Annotated in this window: 15 protein-coding genes; 2 read left to right on the top strand and 13 right to left on the bottom strand. The window is 74.1% G+C overall.

What is annotated here, in order from left to right; genetic code table 11:
* Positions 1-25: 25 nt before the first annotated feature.
* Positions 26-541, bottom strand: a complete 516-nt coding sequence (locus ACFY2K_RS05435) for an HAD domain-containing protein (protein ID WP_380594646.1) — start codon at positions 539-541, stop codon at positions 26-28.
* A 172-nt stretch (positions 542-713) separates the two neighbouring features.
* On the opposite strand from ACFY2K_RS05435, the gene ACFY2K_RS05430 reads away from it, so the two are divergent.
* Positions 714-2,912, top strand: coding sequence for a hypothetical protein (locus ACFY2K_RS05430; RefSeq protein WP_387709741.1), 2,199 nt, complete (start codon positions 714-716; stop codon positions 2,910-2,912).
* Between the two features lie 205 nt (positions 2,913-3,117).
* Here the strand turns inward: ACFY2K_RS05430 and ACFY2K_RS05425 are convergent, their stop codons facing one another.
* The 4 genes from ACFY2K_RS05425 to ACFY2K_RS05410 all read right to left on the bottom strand — a co-directional run bounded on the left by ACFY2K_RS05425 (position 3,118) and on the right by ACFY2K_RS05410 (position 8,090).
* Positions 3,118-4,524: a S8 family serine peptidase gene (locus ACFY2K_RS05425; RefSeq protein WP_375884975.1), complete on the bottom strand. Its 1,407-nt coding sequence runs from the start codon at positions 4,522-4,524 to the stop codon at positions 3,118-3,120.
* Positions 4,525-4,809: 285 nt separating this feature from the next.
* Complete coding sequence (gene fabG / locus ACFY2K_RS05420) at positions 4,810-5,568, bottom strand: 3-oxoacyl-ACP reductase FabG (RefSeq protein WP_380407496.1); 759 nt, start codon at positions 5,566-5,568, stop codon at positions 4,810-4,812.
* 82 nt (positions 5,569-5,650) lie between these two features.
* Positions 5,651-6,850, bottom strand: a complete 1,200-nt coding sequence (locus ACFY2K_RS05415; protein WP_380407494.1) for a thiolase family protein — start codon at positions 6,848-6,850, stop codon at positions 5,651-5,653.
* A 76-nt stretch (positions 6,851-6,926) separates the two neighbouring features.
* A complete protein-coding gene (locus tag ACFY2K_RS05410) occupies positions 6,927-8,090 on the bottom strand; it encodes an acyl-CoA dehydrogenase family protein (protein WP_387709958.1) in 1,164 nt (387 codons plus the stop codon).
* Positions 8,091-8,219: 129 nt separating this feature from the next.
* Here ACFY2K_RS05410 and ACFY2K_RS05405 point away from each other — a divergent pair, with 129 nt between their 5' ends.
* Entirely contained in the window at positions 8,220-8,870 is a 651-nt protein-coding gene (locus ACFY2K_RS05405) for a TetR/AcrR family transcriptional regulator (RefSeq protein ID WP_375884982.1), read from the top strand.
* Positions 8,871-9,089: 219 nt separating this feature from the next.
* On the opposite strand, the gene ACFY2K_RS05400 is transcribed toward ACFY2K_RS05405, so the two are convergent.
* From ACFY2K_RS05400 to ACFY2K_RS05365, 8 genes are all read right to left on the bottom strand, one after another.
* Positions 9,090-10,193 (bottom strand): nitric oxide synthase oxygenase, encoded by a 1,104-nt coding sequence (locus ACFY2K_RS05400; RefSeq protein WP_380522582.1) that lies wholly within the window; start codon positions 10,191-10,193, stop codon positions 9,090-9,092.
* A 379-nt stretch (positions 10,194-10,572) separates the two neighbouring features.
* On the bottom strand, positions 10,573-11,997 hold the full coding sequence (locus ACFY2K_RS05395; protein ID WP_375884984.1) for a sugar porter family MFS transporter: 1,425 nt from the start codon (positions 11,995-11,997) through the stop codon (positions 10,573-10,575).
* A 168-nt stretch (positions 11,998-12,165) separates the two neighbouring features.
* Positions 12,166-13,137: an L-histidine N(alpha)-methyltransferase gene (egtD, locus tag ACFY2K_RS05390; RefSeq protein ID WP_380407490.1), complete on the bottom strand. Its 972-nt coding sequence runs from the start codon at positions 13,135-13,137 to the stop codon at positions 12,166-12,168.
* A gap of 45 nt (positions 13,138-13,182) precedes the next feature.
* Positions 13,183-13,932: an ergothioneine biosynthesis protein EgtC gene (gene egtC, locus ACFY2K_RS05385; protein WP_380522584.1), complete on the bottom strand. Its 750-nt coding sequence runs from the start codon at positions 13,930-13,932 to the stop codon at positions 13,183-13,185.
* Complete coding sequence (gene egtB, locus ACFY2K_RS05380) at positions 13,932-15,377, bottom strand: ergothioneine biosynthesis protein EgtB (protein WP_387709737.1); 1,446 nt, start codon at positions 15,375-15,377, stop codon at positions 13,932-13,934. The genes egtC and egtB overlap by 1 nt, the downstream gene beginning before the upstream one ends.
* Positions 15,374-16,678 (bottom strand): ergothioneine biosynthesis glutamate--cysteine ligase EgtA, encoded by a 1,305-nt coding sequence (egtA, locus tag ACFY2K_RS05375; RefSeq protein WP_387709956.1) that lies wholly within the window; start codon positions 16,676-16,678, stop codon positions 15,374-15,376. Before egtA ends, egtB begins: the two co-directional genes overlap by 4 nt.
* Before the next feature lie 253 nt (positions 16,679-16,931).
* Entirely contained in the window at positions 16,932-18,218 is a 1,287-nt protein-coding gene (locus ACFY2K_RS05370; protein WP_387709735.1) for an aminotransferase class I/II-fold pyridoxal phosphate-dependent enzyme, read from the bottom strand.
* Positions 18,215-18,697, bottom strand: coding sequence for an SRPBCC family protein (locus ACFY2K_RS05365; protein ID WP_380522587.1), 483 nt, complete (start codon positions 18,695-18,697; stop codon positions 18,215-18,217). The genes ACFY2K_RS05370 and ACFY2K_RS05365 overlap by 4 nt, the downstream gene beginning before the upstream one ends.
* Positions 18,698-18,801: the final 104 nt, after the last annotated feature.

Here is an 18,801-nt window from a genome sequence, read left to right as displayed (position 1 = left end):
GGGCGTGCGGTCAGGCGGAGCGCGGTCAGGTGGCGTGCAGCCAGGTGTCGACGGTGGTGAAGTCGGCCTCGGTGAGGCCGACTCGGGGGTCGACGCGGTGGAGCAGCGCGGCGCCCGGGGAGTTGGCCTCGACCCAGCGCCGGTCGGCCGGGGTGATCTCGTCGTCCACCCAGACGAACCGGCGTCCGGCCGCCCAGGCGACCAAGGTGCTCGTCTTCCAGTGCAGTTGGGCGTGCAGGGTGCTGCCGTCACCCGGCAGGTCGGTGTCCGGCCAGTCCACGTGCGGCAGCCGGGGCAGACCCAGCCGGGGCGCGAGGCAGGCGTTTGCGTCCGTCAACCAGGTGGTGGACCAGACCAGTTGGCAGGGCAGGGCGAGCAGTCGGGGCCCGAGCCCCGGGTCGACCCGGGCCACCAGCGGGTTGCCGGACGGGCCCGCGCCCGGGCCCGGGTAGGTGGGGTAGCCGCCGGGCGGCGGGGCGCCGAAGGGGATCAGGGGCCCGTCGACGTCGAGGAACAGCAGGGGGAGCCCCGGATCGGTCATGACGGCACGATAGTGGCCGGTGCCCGCGCCGTGGCACGCCGATCGGCCACCCGGCCTGGCTCGGGTGTGCCGGGATCTCGTAGGGTGGCGCGCACGGGACGTGGTGGCTGGCACCACGAAGGCAAGGGCATCAGACGCCGCGGACGCGGCGGGGCGGGGCGGTGACCAGAAGATGGCGGAGACGACTGCTGTTTCCGGAGGTCCCGAGCCGTCTGCGGACTCGGGCCCCTGGGACGCCGTACCGCCGCAGCCCGCAGGGCGGCCCGAGGAGCACCCGCCCGGACCCGCCGCACTGTACGAGCCGCCGCCCGCGCCCCCGCTGCCGCCCGCGGCGTTCACCGCCCCGGTGCCGCCCGCGCCGCCGGTCGCGCCCACCGGATGGACCCTCACCGGCCTGCCCGCCGCGGGGGCCCAGCCCCAGGTTCAGCCCCAGGCACCGGCGCCGTCCGCGGCTGCGGTGCCGGCGGCTCCGGCGGCACCGTCGGCCCCGGGTGGGCTCGGTGCGGCGCCGCGCGGCCGGATCCTGGTGATCGAGGGCGGTTACGGCAACTCCGGCCGCCGCACCTGGGGCCGGGGCGGTCCCGCCCAGGCACCGGTGCTGTCCGCGATGCTCGCGGCCGTGTCGCCGCAGGTGCTGCTCGCCGCGGACGCGGTGGACGCCGTCCACCTCCCCGGCGCCAGCGATCCGCACACCGTCCTCGCCCACCTGCGCGCCGCCTCCCGCCACCCGGGCCCGCTGCTGGTCCACCTGGGCGGGCACGTGGTGGCCGACAAGCGCGGCGGGCAGCTCCAGCTCACCCTGCGCGACGCCAGGCAGGACGGCCTGCCCTGGCAGGCGATCGCCGCCGAACTGAGCCACCGTCCGGCCGAGTGGCAGACCTTGGTCATCGCCGACCTGAGCGCCGACCAGAACGCCTGGCCCTACCTCCAGGGCACCGTCTCGCCGCTCACCGAGGGCATCCCGCTGTGGGCGGTCGTCAGCCCGGACCCGGAGCAGATCGGCACCTTCACCCGCGCCCTGATCGAGGCGCTGCACGGCGGCCGCCCGGGCGCGGGCGAGGTGCTCGCCCCCGAGCAGCTGCGCCAGCAGGTGTACTCGGTGCTGCGGCCGGACGTGGTCATCCTGGCCACCCACACCCCGGACCGCCCGGTCTTCCGCAACACCGCCCGCCGGGGCGAGGCCCCGGTGGCGGACGTCGTGCTGCCGCTGCCGGAGGCGCTGCCCGTCGCGGACGCGGTGCCGTCCGAACTGCCGCTACCGCTGCCCGCCGTGGCACCGCTGCCGCTGCCGCTGCCGCGGCAGGCGGAGCCGCAGGACGCCGTGGCCGGGCGGGCACCGGTGGCGCCCGCCCCACTGCCCGTCACGCCCGTCGGCGGGCCGGTGAGCCTGGTCAAGCCCGGAGTGCCGCCGACCCCGCCCCGTCCGTCCCGCCCGGTCAGCCTGCGCAAGGCGGGCGAGCAGCCCGCTGACACGGCTTCGGGGGTGAGCCTGCACAAGCCCGCCGGGGCGGCGGTCACGGCCACGGCCACGGCCGCGGCCGATGCCGCGTCGTCGGCGGAGGAGGCCTCGGCGGCGGGCGTCACGCTGCGCAAGGCCCGGCCGGAGGACGCGGAGCCGGTCGAGGCAGCCGGAACCGCCGTTGGTGCCACGGGGGTTGGCGAGCCCACCGAGCCCACCGAGACAGTCGAGCCGGTCGAGGAGCCCCGGGACGCCGTCCCGGACGAGAGCGGTCCGACGGCCGAGGCCCCGCAGGACGCGGTGCCGACCGATGCCGTCCCGGCCGACGTCGCCCCGACGGACGTGGAACCGGCCGCCGAGGTTCCGGCCGCCGAGGTTCCGACCGATGCGGTGCCGGCTGCCGAGGCACCGGCCGACCAGCCGCCCGCCCCGGCCGAGGCACCGGCCGCCAACGCGCCGCGCGAGGACTACCGCGAGGTGATCGGACGGATCGTCCGCAGTGCCGACGCCGGGGACCACGCCGCCGCCACCGACCTCGCCTTCGCCCTCGAACTGGAGGCGATCGCCGAGCACGGGGCCGTCTCCGAGCCGGTCCTCCAGGTGCGCCAGGTGCGCGCCCACGTGTGCCGGCTCGCCGGCCGGACCGCGGAGGCGGCCGGCATCTACCGCGAGGTCGCCCTGACGCTGCTCCGCTCGCAGGGCGCCGACCACCAGGAGACCCAGCGGGCGGCCACCAACGCCGAGGCCTGCTGGCGTTCGATCGCCGACCGGGCGGAGGCGATCCGGATCGCCCCGGAGATCATCGAGCTGCGGGCCTTCCTCCCGGGCCCGGACAACCGCAAGCTCCGTGCAGCCGAGCGCTACCTGGCCCAACTCGCCGCCGCTGCACCGGTGGTGGCCGACCAGGGCTGATGGTCGGTCCGGTCGCCCTCGTCCACCCTCGGCGGGCCGCCGAGGGTGGACGGCAGGCCGCGAACACCGAACAGCGAACAGAAGACAGGTAACAGATAACAGAAAACAGCGAACGGATAACAGATGTTGAAATCTGTTATCCGTTCGCTGTTACTTGTCAGCTGTCAGGCTCCGCGTCCTGACCGACTGCTTACTGCCTCACCGCTTACTGCTCGTTGCCCTGGCTGTTGTCGTCGAACTGCACGTCGCCCGCGATCGCGTGGACGAACTTGGCTCCGTCGATGGTGCCGAGGCCGCTCGCGAGGTCGTAGCCCTCGACGGCGTTGTAGCCGGTGACGCCGCCCCAGCCGTTGTCGCCGTCCTTGACGTCGACGATGCCGCTCCACTTGCTCGGCAGCAGGCTCAGGCCGTACAGGCTCGGGTTGAGCTGGCCGAGGCGGTGGCCGGCGAGCTGGTCGGCCAGCGCGACGATGCCCGAGAACAGCGGGGTGGCCTCGCTGGTGCCGCCGGTGAGGTGCCAGCCGACCGCGGTCGGGTCGTAGGACTCGTAGGTCCAGGCGGCGCCGTCGACGGCGGCGCTCATGCTGATGTCCGGGGTGCCGCGGTGGTTGCCGGTGACGTCGGAGACGCCGGCCTGGTACCACGGGCGGGAGAAGATGCCGGACACGCCGCCGCCGCCGGCGCCGGACTTGTCGTGCCACACCTTGTCGGCCGCGGTGCGCTTGCCGTTGTCGTCCAGGGTCAGCTGGGTGCCGCCGATGGAGGTGACCAGCGGGTCCGAGGACGGCCAGGAGTTGACCTTGAACGGGTACAGGTCGGTGCCGTTGGTCTGCGAGTCGGTGGCGCCGTTGTCGCCGGAGGCGGCGAGCACCGTGACGTTGCGGTCGGCGGCGGCCTTGAAGGCGTAGCGCAGGTCGGTCAGCGACTTGAAGTCGCCCTTGTCGTAGCCCGGGAAGGTGTTCTCGGTGGCGCCGAAGCTCTGCGAGATGACGTCGCCGACGCCCTTCTTGATCAGGTCCTTCTCGGCGTCCATCATCTCGGGCAGGCCGGTGGTGCCCTCGGTCTCGGCGACGCCGGTCTCGACCAGGACGATGTGGGCGTCGGGGGCCATCGCGTGGGCGTACTCGACGTCCAGGGTGGTCTCGCCGGCCCAGCCGGTGTGGTCGGGGTTCTTCGGGTCGAAGACGGGGACGTTGCCCCACTTCCGCACCTCGACCTGGGTGTCCTTGATGCCCCACTGCTTGTCGAAGACCTCCAGGTCGTGCTGGATGGTCGGCGAGCCGAAGGAGTCGACGATGACGATGGTCCGGCCCTTGCCGGTGATGCCGTCCTTGTACAGCGGGGCCAGGTTGTAGGCCGCCTGGTACTGGACCGGCGAGTAGCAGTGGATGCCGATCTGGCTGACGCACTGGGTGGTGCTCAGCGGCGCCGGGCGGGTGGTGGCGAGGTGGTGGCCGAAGGAGGCCGGGCGGACGTGGACGCCCGAGAGGTCGTGCGCGGGGGCGGCGGTCGCGGCGCCGACGGCCGGAACGGCGACGGTGCCGGCGGTGAGGGCGGTGGCCCCCACGGCGAGCAGAGCCAGGGCACGGCGGAGGGAGGCGGGGCTGCCCATGGGACTCCTTGGGACGCAGAGGGCCCGACCAGGTCCGGTCGGGTCGGTTCGGACATCCCATCGAGTGCCGCATGATCATGCCATAGTCATTTGGTGGGGTCGATTGACCAGGCACATGGTCATGATCGGCCACGCGAAAGGGTAAAGGCCGTCCCAGGGAAAAGTAACCGTGCACCTGGGACGGCCATGTGAGGGCGCGTCAGCAATTTTCACTGAATGTCAACCGTATCCACCCAGCACCCACCCACTTCGCTCACGGGTGCGGGAGAGCCGCCCCGGCCGGAGCTACCGGGCCCCACCGTTGACGTACAGTGTCTGCCCGCTCACGTACGAGGCCTCCTCGCTCGCCAGGAAGGCCACCACCGAGGCGACCTCCTCCGGCTGCCCGACCCGCCGCAGCGGCGTGCGGGAGGCCACCTCGGTCTGGTGGTCCTCGGCGGTGGCGCCGACCCGCTCGGCGGTGGCGGCCGTCATCGGGGTGGCGATGTAGCCGGGGGCGACGGCGTTGACGTTGATGTTGAACGGGCCCAGCTCGATCGCCAGGGTCGCGGTGAGCCCCTGGATCCCGGCCTTGGCGGCCGCGTAGTTGGCCTGGCCCCGGTTGCCGAGCGCGGAGCGCGAGCTGAGCGAGACGATCTTCCCGTACTTCTGCGCGACCATGTACTTCTGCGCCACGTGGCTGCAGTTGTACGCGCTGGTCAGGTTGACCGTCAGGACGGTGTCCCAGTCGGCCTTGGGCATCTTGAAGAACAGGTTGTCCCGGGTGATCCCGGCGTTGTTGACCAGGATGTGCAGTCCGCCGAGCTCCTCGGCGACCCGGGCGAAGACCTCGTCGACGGCGTCGTAGTCGGCCACGTCGCAGCCGTAGGCCCGGGCGGTGCCGCCCTTGGCGGTGATCTCGGCGACCGTCCCGGCCGCCCGCTCGGCGGTCAGGTCGACCACCGCGACGGTCGCGCCCTCCTCCGCCAGCCGACGGGCGGTGGCCGCGCCGATGCCCTGCGCCGCGCCGGTCACCACGGCGACCTTCCCCGCGAACCGTGCCATGTCCGTTCCTCCGCTCACTGGATGCTCCCGCTCACTCGAACCCCGCTCACTCGAAACCCCGCTCAACCTGTCCCGACCCGTCTCAGACGTTCTCGACCAGCACGGCCGTACCCTGCCCCACGCCCACGCACATCGTGGCCAGGCCGCGCCGGGCGCCGGTGCGGCGCATGCGGTGCAGCAGGGTGGTGAGGATGCGGGCGCCGGAGCCGCCCAGCGGGTGGCCGAGGGCGATCGCCCCGCCGCTGGGGTTGACCACCTCGTCGGCCCGCTCCGGATCGAACCCGATGCCGTCGGCGGAGGCCAGTGCCTGGGCGGCGAAGGCCTCGTTCAGCTCGGCGGTGTCCAGGTCGGCGAGGTCCCATCCGGCCCGGCCGAGCACCTTGGCGGTGGCGGGCACCGGGCCGATGCCCATCACGTCGGGGTGCACCCCGGCCGAGGCCCCGGCCACGTACCGGCCGAGCGGCTGCAGTCCGAGGTCGCGCAGCGCCTCCTCGCTGACCAGGACGAGCCCGGCCGCGCCGTCGTTCATCGGTGAGGCGTTCCCGGCCGTGACGGTGCCGCCCGGGCGGAAGGCCGGCTTGAGGCGGGCGAGCTTGTCGAGGCTGGTGTCCTCGCGGATGCCCTCGTCCTGGCTCACCGTCACCCCGTCGGGGCGCTCGACCGGGATCAGCTCGGCGTCGAAGTGCCCGTCCTTGCGGGCGGCGGCGGCCCGCTGGTGGCTGCGCAGCGCGAAGGCGTCCTGGCGCTCGCGCCCGATGCCGTACCGGCCGGCCACCTCCTCGGCGGTCTCGCCCATGCTGAGCACGCCGTGCAGTTCGGCCATCCGGGGGTTGGTGAGCCGCCAGCCGAGCCGGGTGTCGTAGGTCTCGATCCGGTGCGGCAGCGCCTCGTCGGGGCGCGGCAGGATGAACGGCGCGCGGGTCATCGACTCGCAGCCGCCCGCCAGCACCACGTCGGCCTCGCCGGAGCCGATCGCCCGGGCGGCGAGGGTGACGGCCTCCAGGCCGGAGGCGCAGAGCCGGTTGACGGTGGCGCCGGGGACGGTCTCCGGCAGGCCGGCCAGCAGGACGGCCATCCGGGCGGCGTTGCGGTTGTCCTCGCCGGCCTGGTTGGCGGCGCCCCAGTAGACGTCGTCGATCCGGGCCGGGTCGAGGGCGGGTACGTCGGCGAGCAGGGCGCGCAGCACGGTGGCCGAGAGGTCGTCCGGACGGACCGTGGCGAGCGCTCCGCGCAGCCGGCCGATGGGTGTGCGGCGGGCTGCGGCGAAGTAGACGGGTCGCACGTCGTGCTCCTTGTCGAGGGGTGGCGGGTCGCGGAGTGGCGGGTCGGAGAGTGGTGGGGCGGAACGCGGTGGCCGGTCAGAAGGCGTTGACGCCGGTCAGGGCGCGTCCGATGAGCAGTTGGTGGATCTGGCTGGTGCCCTCGTAGAGGGTCATCACCCGCGCGTCGCGCAGGTACTTGCCGACCGGGTACTCGTCGATGAAGCCGTAGCCGCCGAACACCTGGAGCGCGTTGTTGGCGGCCCGGACGGCGGCCTCGCTCGCGAAGAGCTTGGCGACGGAGGGCTCGGTGGCGAACGGGAGGCCGCGGTCGATGTGGTCGGCGACCTTCCAGGTGAGCAGCCGGGCCGCCTCGACGTCGACCGCGATGCCGGCCAGCAGTTCCTGGACGAGCTGGTGCGCGGCGATCGGCTTGCCGAACTGCTCGCGCTCGCCCGCGTAGCGGACGGCGGCCTCCAGGCAGGCCCGGGCGATGCCGACGCAGCCGGCCGCGACCGACATCCGGCCCTTGGCCAGGGCCGCCATCGCGACCGTGAAGCCCTTGCCGACCTCGCCGAGCCGGGCGCTGTCGGGCACCCGGACGCCGTCCAGGTCGAGTCCGGCCGTGGCCTGGCCACGCAGGCCGAGCTTGCCGTGGATCTCGGTGCGGCCGAAGCCGGGCAGGCCGGTGGGGACGAGGAAGGCGGTGATGCCCCGGTGGCCCTGCCGCTCGGGGTGGTCGCCGCCGGTGCGGGCGAAGACCAGGGCGACGTCGGCCCAGGTGCCGTTGGTGATGAAGGTCTTGGCGCCGCTGATCAGCCAGTGGTCGCCGTCGCGCACGGCCCGGGTGGTGAGGTGGGCGGCGTCCGATCCGGTGCCGGGTTCGGTGAGGGCGAAGCAGGCCAGGGCCTCGCCCGAGGTGAGCCGGGGCAGCCAGTGCCGCTTCTGCTCCTCGGTGCCGAAGGCGTTGATCGACTTGCCGACCAGGCCGAGCGAGACCGAGACGATCCCGCGCACGGCCGAGTCGCCGCGCCCGAGCTCCTCCAGGACCAGGCAGTAGGCGAGGTGGTCGCCGCCGCTGCCGCCGTACTCCTCGGGGATGGTCAGGCCGAGGAAGCCGACCTTCCCGAGCTTGCCGATGATCGCGCGGTCCACCTGTTCGGCGCGGTCCCACTCGGCGGCGTACGGCACGATCTCGCGGTCGGTGAACGAGGCGGCCAGCTCGCGGACGGCGGCCTGCTCCTCGGACAACTCCAGGTTCACGACGGTGCCCACCTCGTTAAACTAGCGCTGCAAGTTTTACGTGTGGACTGTAGACCCCACCCGCCCGCGCTGGGAAGGGGCACCTGCCAGAATCGGTCCCCACCCCACCCGACCGGAGGTAGCGACCCGATGGCTCGCCCGCGCACCCCGCTGCTCAGCCGTGAGCGCATCGTCACGGCCGCCCTGCGGCTGATCGACGACGAGGGTCTGGAGGCGCTCTCCACCCGCCGCCTCGCGGCCGGGCTGTCGGTCAGCGGGCCCTCGCTCTACAACCACTTCGCCACCAAGGACGACCTGCTGGACGCGGTGGTGGACAGCGTGATCGGCGAGGTCGACCTGTCGATGTTCGACGACCGGGCCACCCCCTGGCCGGAGGCGCTGCGCGCCTGGGCCCGCTCCTACCGCGCCGCGCTGGCCGCCCACCCCAACATCGTCCCGGTGCTCGCCCAGGGGCCGGGGCGGCGGCCCAACGCGCTGCGGCTGGCCGACGCCGTGTTCGGCCACCTGGTCGGATCCGGGTGGCCGCGCGGCCAGGCCACCCGGATCGGCGCGCTGATGCGCTACTTCGTCACCGGCTCCGCGCTGGCCTCCTTCGCGGCCGGCTTCCCGGCGGACGCCGAGGTGTACGACGCGGCCGACTACCCGCACCTCGGCGAGGCCCACCGGCTCGCGGGGCACCGGGGGTCGGTCGACGAGGGCGCCTTCGAGACCGGCCTGGAGGCGCTGCTGGACGGGCTCGTGCTGCGCTTCGAGCGCCTGGCCGTACGGGCGCCCTCCTAGGGCCTGTCCGGCGGATCTTGCCAGGCGCGCGACGCCGGGCATCCCGCCTGGACGCACGCCCGAATCGCCCAAGTACGTCCAGTACGAGGCCGACTCGGGCGCACGCCCAGCCGGGCGCCCAACGCCGCGCGCTGATCTGCCAAGATCCGCCGGACAGGCCCTAGTCGCGGGCGACCGGCCGGGCCGGGGTGTCCGGCGCCGTCGGGGCGGCCGCCCTGGTCACCAGGGCTCGCGGGCCAGGAAGGCCGGCCGCTGCTCCGGGTCCACCGGGTCGTAGTACCGGTGGTAGACCGGGGTCAGCCCGCCGGAGACCGGGGGCACGATCCAGCTCCAGTCCGCCGGGGTCGGGCGGCCGAGGCGCTGCTCCTGGGCGACGTGCTTGAGGAAGCGCGCCGACTCCGTGTGGTGGTCCGCGATCGTCACCCCGGCCTCCTGGAAGGAGTGCAGCACCGCGAGGTTGAGCTCGACCAGGGCGCGGTCGCGCCAGAGCGTGCGCTCGCTGGAGGTGTCCAGGCCCAGCCCTTCGGCGACGGTGCCGAGCATGTCGTAGCGGTCGGCGTCGGCCAGGTTGCGGGCGCCGATCTCGGTGCCCATGTACCAGCCGTTGAACGGCGCGGTGGGGTAGCGGACGCCGCCGATCTCCAGCGTCATGTCGCTGATCGCGGGCACCGCGTACCAGCGCAGCCCGAGGTCGGCGAACCAGGCGTGCTCGGGGTGGCTGAGCGGCACCTCCAGGGTGGTGTCGTCCGGCAGGCCGTACCAGCGCGGGCGCGCCTCGGGGCTTTCCTGGAGCAGCAGCGGCAGCACCTCGAAGCGGTCCTCGGCGCACTTCCAGCCGAGTTCGCGGGCCCGCGCGGCGAGTTCGGCGCCCGCCGGGTCGCCGACCACGGCGCCGACCACATCGCCGTCGACCCGGTGCCCGGCGTAGCGGACCAGCTGCTGGTTGAGGATCCGCGGGGCCGGGCGGTCCGGGCGGTCGGGGGCGAACACCGAGACCACCGGGCGGATCCGGCCGCCGTTGCCCGCCAGCCGGAGGTGCTCGAAGCACTCGGCGGCGATGTCGTCGGGGTCGGACAGGTGGCGCAGGTCGCGGACCACCAGGCTGCGCCAGTACAGCCGGCCGATGCAGCGGGCGGCGTTGCGCCAGGCGAGCTTGGCGCCGTAGGCGAGTTCGGCGGGGGTGTGGTGGTAGCTGCCGGTGCGGTCGATCTCCTCCCGGACGGCGCGCAGCCTCGGCCCCGGGCCGCCGGCGGTGGGCTGCTCGCGGTGGAACTGCCGGACGAACTCGGCAGCCTGCCCGGGGTCGGTGAACGGCGTTGGCACGGGCGGCAGTTGCGGCGCCGGTGCCGGCTCCGAAGTCCGCTCCGAAGTCTGTTGCGGGGTCAGCCGTGGGTCCGGGGCCGGGTCCGGCCGCAGCCCCGGTCCGGGGGTCGGCGGTACGGGTGGTGCGAAGTCCGGCGCGGGGTGCGCGTGGGCGTACGGACAGCCGCCGCTCGGGGCGGTGGCTGTTCTGCGGGTGCGGAGCCGGTTGAAGATCAAGGACACATCCCTCCTGGCGAACAGGAGTACCGGAGGTGTCCGGCCCACCGCAGGGAGTGAACGATTCGGCCCCCGCACCCGCGCTCAGCGCGCTAGGGTGCGGGGGCCGAAGGTCGGATCGTACGACCGGAAGGCGGGGCCTGTGGGGCTGGTGGGGCTTCGGTCAGCCCATGTCCTCCAGGCGGACGCCCTTGGTCTCCTTCATGTACTTCGCGACGAAGACGAGCGACAGCGCCGCGAAGGCCGCGTACACCAGGTAGGTCGCCGAGAGGTTCCAGCGCGCGAGCGACGGGAACGACACGGTGATCACCCAGTTGGCGATCCACTGCGCGGAGGCGGCGACGGAGAGCGCGGCGGCGCGGATCCGGTTCGGGAACATCTCGCCGAGCATCACCCAGACGACCACGCCCCAGGACATCGCGAAGAACAGCACGAAGGCGTTGGCGGAGATCAGCGCGACGGTGCCCTGGAGGTCGGGCAGCGTGACGTTGTCGCCGGAGCCGGTCGCGGAGGAGAACGCCCAGCCGGCGGCGGCGAGGGTGACGGCCATGCCGGCCGAGCCGATCAGGGCGAGCGGCTTGCGGCCGATCCGGTCGACCAGCAGGATCGCGATCACGGTGCCGAGGATGTTGATGACCGAGCCGATGAAGCTGATCAGCAGCGAGTTGCTCTGGTCGATGCCGACCGACTGCCACAGGATCGACGAGTAGTAGAAGATCACGTTGATGCCGACCAGCTGCTGGAACACCGACAGGCCGATGCCGACCCAGATGATCGGGAGCAGGCCGAAGCGGCCGCCGAGCAGGTCGCGGAAGCGCGGGCGGTGGTCGGAGGCGATCAGTGACTGGATCTCGGCGATCCGGGCGTCGGTGTCGATGCCCTCGCCCTCGACCTCGACCAGCACCTTGCGGGCGTCGTCCAGGCGCTCGGCCTGGATCAGGTAGCGGGGGGACTCCGGGATCACCGAGGAGAGCACGAAGTAGACCGCGGCCGGCACGACGCAGATGCCGAGCATCCACTGCCAGGCCTCCAGGCCGAGCAGGCGGCCGCGGGTGTCACCGCCGGCGGCGTCCGCCAGCACCCAGTTGACCAGCTGGGATATCGCGATCCCGAGCACGATGGCGGCCTGCTGGAAGGAGGCCAGCCGGCCGCGGTACTTGGTCGGCGCGACCTCGGCGATGTAGGTCGGGGCGATCACCGAGGCGATGCCGATGGCCGCGCCGCCGAGGACGCGCCACAGCGCGAGGTCCCAGGGGGAGAACGGCAGCATCGAACCGACGGCGCTGACCGCGAACAGCAGCGCGCCCGCCTTCATGACCTTGATCCGGCCGTAGCGGTCGGCGAACCGGCCGGCCAGCGCGGCACCGACCGCGGAGCCCAGCAGCGCCGAGGAGACGATCAGGCCGGTCTCGCCGCTGCCGACTCCGAACTTCCCCTGGATCCCGGAGACGGCGCCGTTGATCACGGAGCTGTCGTAGCCGAAGAGGAAGCCGCCGAGGGCCGCTGCGGCGGTGATGAAGACGACGAAGCCGAGGCGGCCGGGCGCGGTGGCCTCGGCCGCCCCGGAGGGCTTCTGGGTGACGCTCACGATCTTGACTCCTGGTACTCAACGCTGAGCTCGGTAGCCGAGATCGTAACCCCTATTCGTTCAAGCCTTGTAGGCGGGGAGGCTCAAGTTTTGCTCTGAGAATTCGTAAGGTGAACAAGCAAATTGGGGCCTCCGGGGTAACCCGCTGGTGGCTCGCTCCTCGCTCGCTCAGGCGGGGGCGGAGAGCGAGAGCCCGAACCGGCCCTCGGGGTCCGTCCACCAGTGGGTCAGCCGCAGCCCGGCCGCGGCCAGCTCCCCGGCCACCCGCTCCCGGCGGAACTTGGCCGACACCTCGGTGCGCAGCTCCTCGCCCCGGTCGAAGTGCACCGGCAGGTCCAGGGCCGGGATCTTCACGGTCTGCGTGCGCAGCGAGCGCAGCCGCATCTCGATCCACTCCTGCTCCGGGTCCCAGAGCGCGACGTGCTCGAAGGCCTCCGGGTCGAAGTCGGCGCCCAGCTCGCGGTTGAGCACGTTGAGCACGTTGCGGTTGAACTCGGCGGTCACCCCGGCGCCGTCGTCGTAGGCGGCGACCAGGACGGCCGGGTCCTTGACCAGGTCGGTGCCGAGCAGCAGGAAGTCGCCCGGGTCGAGGGCGGCGCGCAGGCCGCGCAGGAAGCCGGCCCGCTCCTGCGGCAGCAGGTTGCCGAGGGTGCCGCCGAGGAAGGCGACCAGCCGGGGGCCGCCCTCCGGGGGCAGGCCGAGGCGGGCGGTGAAGTCGGCCAGGACGCCGTGCACGGCCAGCCCGGGGTACTCGGCGGCGAGCGCGGTGCCGGCCGCGACCAGGGCGCTCTCGCTGACGTCCACCGGGACGTAGGTCTCCAGGTCGCCGGTCGAGCGCAGCGCGTCCAGCAGCAGCCGGGTCTTCTCGGAGGAGCCGGAGCCCAGCTCGACCAGGGTGCGGGCGCGGGTGGCGGCGGCGATCTCGCCGGCCCGGGCGGTGAGGATGGCCCGCTCGGCGCGGGTCGGGTAGTACTCGGGCAGCCGGGTGATCTCCTCGAACAGCTCGCTGCCCCGGGCGTCGTAGAACCACTTCGGCGGCAGCCACTTGGGGTCGGCGGTCAGTCCGTGTCGCACGTCGTGGTGCAGCGCGGTGCTGAAGTGGTCGGCGGGCAGCAGTCGGGTGAGATCGAATGTGTCCATGACAGGGTGGTTCCTCTGTTCAGAAGATGAAGGGAGAGTGGAGGGTCAGTAGTGGCTGGGGAGCCGCCGGACGGTGACGCCCGCGGCGTCGGCCAGCAGCAGGGAGCCCTCCGGGACGGGCGTCCAGTCCGGGGCGTCGTCGTACGGCTCGGAGGCCGCCACCGTGCCGAGGCCGGGCAGGCTCCGGTGGTGCAGGGTGTCGCCCCAGGTGGTCGCGGCGAGCGCGGCGCCGTCGGTGAGCAGCAGGTTGAGCCGTCCGGTGGTGTGCGCGGTGACGTCGGCCACCGTGCCCGCGAGCGCCTCGCCGAGGCTCTCGCCCCGGCGCAGCCGGTGCAGGGTGAGGGCCCACAGCAGGGCCGAGTCGCTCCGGGCCTCCAGCTCCAGCAGCTCGGCGGGCGGCAGCAGGGCGGCGAGCGCGTCCAGCTTCCCGGGCCAGCCGGCCACCGCCCCGTTGTGGCTGAACAGCCAGCGCCCGGCGGCGAACGGCGCGGCCGCGGCCGCGCCCGCCGCGCAGCCGTCGGTGGCGGAGCGGACGGCCGCCAGCAGCGCCCGGGTGCGGATCACCCGGGCGAGGTCGGCGAAGCCGGCGTCCGCCCAGATCGGCCCGGACCGGCGGTAGCGGGCGGGCACCTCGTCGCCGTCCGCGTACCAGCCGAGGCCGAAGCCGTCCACGTTGACCGTCCCGTACTGCTGGGTGCGCGGCGCCCAGGACTGCCGGTGCAGCGCGTACGGCGGCCGCACCAGCAGCTCCTGGGGTGCCACCGGCTCGCCCAGGTAGGCGATGTGACGGCACATCAGGCGCCCTCCCGCCCGTGCTCCGCGCCGCGGGCGCCGCGCTCCGGGGCGCGGGCGTCGTGCTCCGCGCTGCGGGCGGTGCGGAAGCCGGAGAAGATCTGCCGCCGGACGGGGTAGTCCCAGTTGCGGAAGGTGCCCCGGCAGGCGACCGGTGCCACCGCGAAGCAGCCGCCGCGCAGCACCTTGTGCTCGGGTCCGAAGAAGACCTCCGAGTACTCCTTGTACGGCCAGGCCCGGAACCCCGGGTAGGAGTGGAAGTCGCTGGCCGTCCACTCCCACACATCGCCCATCAACTGCCGTACCCCGTACGGTGATTCGCCCGCCGGATAGCTTCCGGCGGCGGCCGGTCGCAGATGCAGCTGGCCGAGGTTGGCGTGCTCGGGGCCGGGTGGGCCGTCGCCCCAGGGGTAGCGCCGCGACCGGTCGGTGGCCGGGTCGTGCCGGGCCGCCTTCTCCCACTCGGCCTCGGTCGGCAGCCGCCGCCCGGCCCAGCGGGCGTACGCGTCCGCCTCGTACCAACTGACGTGCAGCACCGGCTCGTTCGGCGGCACGGGTTCGACGGCGCCGAACCGGCGGCGGAGCCACTGGCCGTCCTGCCGCTGCCAGAACAGCGGGGCGGTCAGGTCGGCCCGCAGCCTGTGCTGCCAGCCCTCCGCGGTCCACCAGTGCGGGTCGTGGTAGCCGCCGTCGGCGATGAAGCGCTGGTAGGCGGCGTTGGTGACCGGGGTGGTGTCCAGGAAGTAGGCCGGCAGGTCGACGCGGTGCGCCGGGCGCTCGTTGTCCAGGGCCCACGGCTCGGTGTCCGTGCCCATGGTGAACGGGCCCGCGGGGATCAGGACCTCGGCGGGCAGGGTGGCGGCGTCGGCGGGCGCGGGCGGCGGCGGGGGAGCGGCCAGGGCGGGTTCACCCCGGCGGAGCTGGTGGGTGATCAGCATCGTCTCGTCGTGCTGCTGCTCGTGCTGGGCGATCATCCCGAAGGCGAACCCGGCGTCCAGCAGCGGTGCGCCCTCCAGGGGGCTGGCGGCCAGCAGGTCCAGCACCCGGCCGCGCACCTCGTGGGCGTACGCGCGGGCCTCGGCCGGCGGGAGCAGCGGCAGGCTGGGGCGCTCGGCCCGGGGGTGCTCGAACGCGTCGTACAGCGGGTCGATCTCGGGGTGCATCGGGTCCCGGCCGCCGACGTTGCGCAGCAGCCACAGCTCCTCCTGGTTGCCGATGTGCGCGAGGTCCCAGACCAGCGGCGACATCAGCGGGGAGTGCTGGGCGGTGAGGTCGGTGTCCTCGACGCAGTCGGTCAGCGCGCCGGTCCGGGCGCGGGCGGCCAGCAGTTCGGTGGCGATGCTCTCGCGCAGGGCCTCGGTCCCGCGGGTGGGATCGATGCCGGGGGTGGGATCGCTCCCGGGGGTGGGATCGGTGCCCGGGGTGGCGGGCGGTCGGACGTCGGTCATGATGCCTCCTCCGGGGGAGTGCGTCGGGTGCCGGAGCGCAGGGCGTCCAGCTGGTCGTCGGCCGGGCAGCGGCCGCGCGCGGGGTAGCGCTCGGCGAACTCGGCGACGGTGGCGCGCAGCCGCCCGGCGCCGGGCAGGCGGCCCAGCGCGGCGTCGGCGGCGGCGAAGCAGGTGAGGGCGGCGCGGCGCAGCTCGGGGTCGGCGACGCCCAGGGTGGCGGCGCGGCGCCAGATCCCGCTGCGCGGCGGGCGCGCACCGGCGGCGCCCTCCCGCCGGTCGGCGGCGTCGAGCGGTTCCAGCGCGGCGAGTGCGGTGTCGGCGGCCACCGGGTCGTCCAGCAGCGCGGTGACCAGGGCGGTGGGCACCACCCAGCCGTCACCGGGCTGGGCGTCGATCATCCGCAGCTCCAGGTGGCCGCGCGGGCGCACCGGGGGGAACAGGGTGGTGCAGTGGTACTCCAAGTCGGCCAGTGTGGGCGGGCGTTCGCCCGCGCCGCGGGTCCAGTCGCGGAAGGTCAGGCCGGGCGGGGCGGTCCAGGGCCGCCCCTCCGGCCTTCGCACGCACAGGACTTCGGCGTCCAGCACGTACTGCGCCCAGGCCTCGCGGGGGTCGCCGTGGTCCGGCTCGGGGGCGAGGGTGCGGGTCGGGTCCATCCGGGACCAGACGGTCTGCCGGGTGGACCGGTGGCCGGTCGGCTTCCCGTCCAGGAGCGGGGAGTTGGCGAAGGCGGCGACCAGCACCGGGCCGAGCCGGTGGACCAGCTGCCAGCGCCGCTCGACCGCGTGCGGGCCGGCCGCGTCACCGGCGTCCAGGCACACCTGGACGGACGCGGTGCCGGTCATCATGACCCGGCCCCAGGGCCCGGCCGAGTCGAAGAAGCGCTCCATCGCGAGGTAGCGGGGGTGGTCCAACACCATCCGTCGGGGGCGGGCGAGCGGGTCCGTCCCGGTGCCGGTGAGGCGCAGGCCCTGCGCCGCGAAGGCGGCCCGCAGGGCGGTCAGATCGCGTCGGGTGTCGTCGACGCAGGCCAGCAGGCCGGTGGCGGGCGGGGAGCTGAGCTCGACCTGTCCGCCGGGTTCGAGCGTGAGGCGCGAACCGGAGGGGAGCGAGGTGCCGTCGGCGCCGCCCAGGGGCAGCGATTCCAGCGCGGCGTGGAGCAGTTCGGGAGGAACCGGCCGGCCGGGACATCGGTCGTCATGGACGAACCACTCGACCTCGACCCCCACCAGGCGGGGCGGTCCGATCTTGAAGCAGACGCCCGACACGTGGCTGCGCGCCCCCGATTCGGTCAACGGGGTCACCCCCGTCGGGGGCGGTGCTGCGCTCTGCCGGTCGGGCGGAGTGGTGCGGGACGTCGGTATCACCGGACTCACCATCCTCGGGATCACGATTGCGGCCCGGTCTACTTTGCCCAGTCTGCTACGGAGCATGCGGGGGCGCTTCGCAAATATCGCGTGAATGTTCGTTTCCGCAGGTCAGAGCCATGGCGATCGGGTGAATGCGGGGTTCTCGGGGGCTCCGGGGAGGGCTGCCCGGCCGGGGCACGTGCCCCGGTCACAGGCGGTCCAGGCGCTGCAGGACGGTGTCCAGCACCGGGCCCGGCAGGGCGTAGTTGAGGCGCAGCGAACCCGCGCCGCCCGGGCCGAACTCGGCGCCGTCGGAGGCCTCCAGGCCGCAGCGCTCCAGCAGCGCGGCGCGGGCGCCGGTGGGCGGCAGGCCGAGGGCGGCGGCGTCCAGCCAGAGCAGGTACGAGGCCCGCGGGACGGAGCGGACGGCGGGGCCGAGCCGCTCGGTGAGCCGGGCGCGGGCGGCGGCGAGGTGCGCCAGCAGCGCGTCCAGCCACGGGCCGCCCTCGCCGAGCGCGGCCCGCTGCACGGTCTGCTCCAGCAGGCCGCCCTCCCAGAGGCCGTAGCCGGCCAGGGTGTCGGTCAGCCGGGCGCGCAGTGCCGGGTCCGGGACGAGGGCCCAACTGCTGGGAATGCCCGAGCAGTTGAAGGTCTTGCCGACCGAGTTCAGGGTGACGACGGCGTGCCGGTGCGCCGGGTCGGCGGTGGTCACGGCGACGGGGTGGGCCCGGCCGGGGTGGGTGAGGTCGCCGTGGACCTCGTCCGAGACCAGCAGGGCGCCCGCCTCCGCGGCCCACCCGGCCAGCCCGCTCAGGTACCCGGTGTGCCACACCGTGCCGGAGGGGTTGTGGGGGTTGCTCAGCAGGACGGCGGACGCGGGGCGGGGCAGTGGGGTGCCCGGGGAGCGGTAGCCGGTGGGGGAGGGGCGCAGCGGCAGCTCGCGGTACGGGAGGCCGGCCGCGCGGCAGAGCTGGGCGAAGCCGCCCCACTCGGGGGTGGGGAAGAGGACGGGGGCCTGCTGGTCCGCGGTCCCCGTCCGGACGGTCTCCAGGAGCAGGCGCAGCGCGGTGCGCGGGCCGCAGGGGAGCAGCAGGACCCAGTCCGGGTCGACCTCGACGCCGTGCCGGGCGCGGTACCAGTCGGCGACCAGGGTCCGTCCGGCCGGATCGCAGACGGTGTACCCGTAGGCGGGGTGGCGGGCGCGCCGGGCCAGGGCCTCGGCGACGGCGGGCGGACCGGGGAGGTCCATGTCCGCCAGGCCCATCGGGATCACGCCGGGGGCGGCGGCCCGGGCCCACTTGCTGCTGCCGGTGCCGGTGCGGTCGAAGGGGGCGTCGAAGCCGAACGCGGAGCCGGCGCCGGGGCCGGAGCCGGGGTGAGGGTTGCGGCCGGGGTCGCGTCCGGAGTCGGGGTCGCTGCCGGAGTCCGGCGAACAACTGACAGCTGACAGATGTCGAAAGTTGAAATCTGTTCGCTGAAATCTGTCATCTGTCATCTGTTCGCCGTCCTTCGTCCGCCGTCGTCACCCGCCAGGTACGCCGCCAGTCCGCGGCCTCCCCGGCACATCATCACCGCGTGGTTGGCCCGGAACAGCGGGTGCAGCGGCAGGGCGAGGCGTCGCAGCAGGGGCTTGGCGGGGCGGGCGTCCTCCTCGAAGAGCACCCGGCACCGCGTACCGCCCGGCCCGTCCGCCGTCACGGTGAACCGCGACCAGCCGACCAGGTCGCCCCGCATCGCCGCCTCCAGCACCCCGGCCGCCGGGTCGCGCCGCCGGGCCTCCAGCCCGATCACCAGCCGGTACGGCAGCAGCGCCCGGAGCACCACCTCGCCGGACCCCGCACCGGTCTCCCGGGCCGCGCGGACCTCCGGCCACCACAGCGGATAGCTCCGCACGTCCGCCAGCGCCGCGTACACCGCCGGGGCCGGTGCCGCGAGGCGCCACTCGCCCCGGAAGCGGTAGTGGTTGGGATCCACGGCTCCACCCTAGTGTCCTGAGTCCTTGATCCGTCGTTGGTCAGTGCATGGGACGTCCTGGGCCGAGGCTGGCCGAGCTGGTGTTGTCGGATCACGAGCGGCAG

Source organism: Kitasatospora sp. NPDC001309 (assembly GCF_042896295.1).
Classification (GTDB): Bacteria; Actinomycetota; Actinomycetes; order Streptomycetales; family Streptomycetaceae; genus Kitasatospora.
Note: the sequence above shows the minus strand (reverse complement) of the source record. Positions and strands in the feature narration are given on the sequence as shown.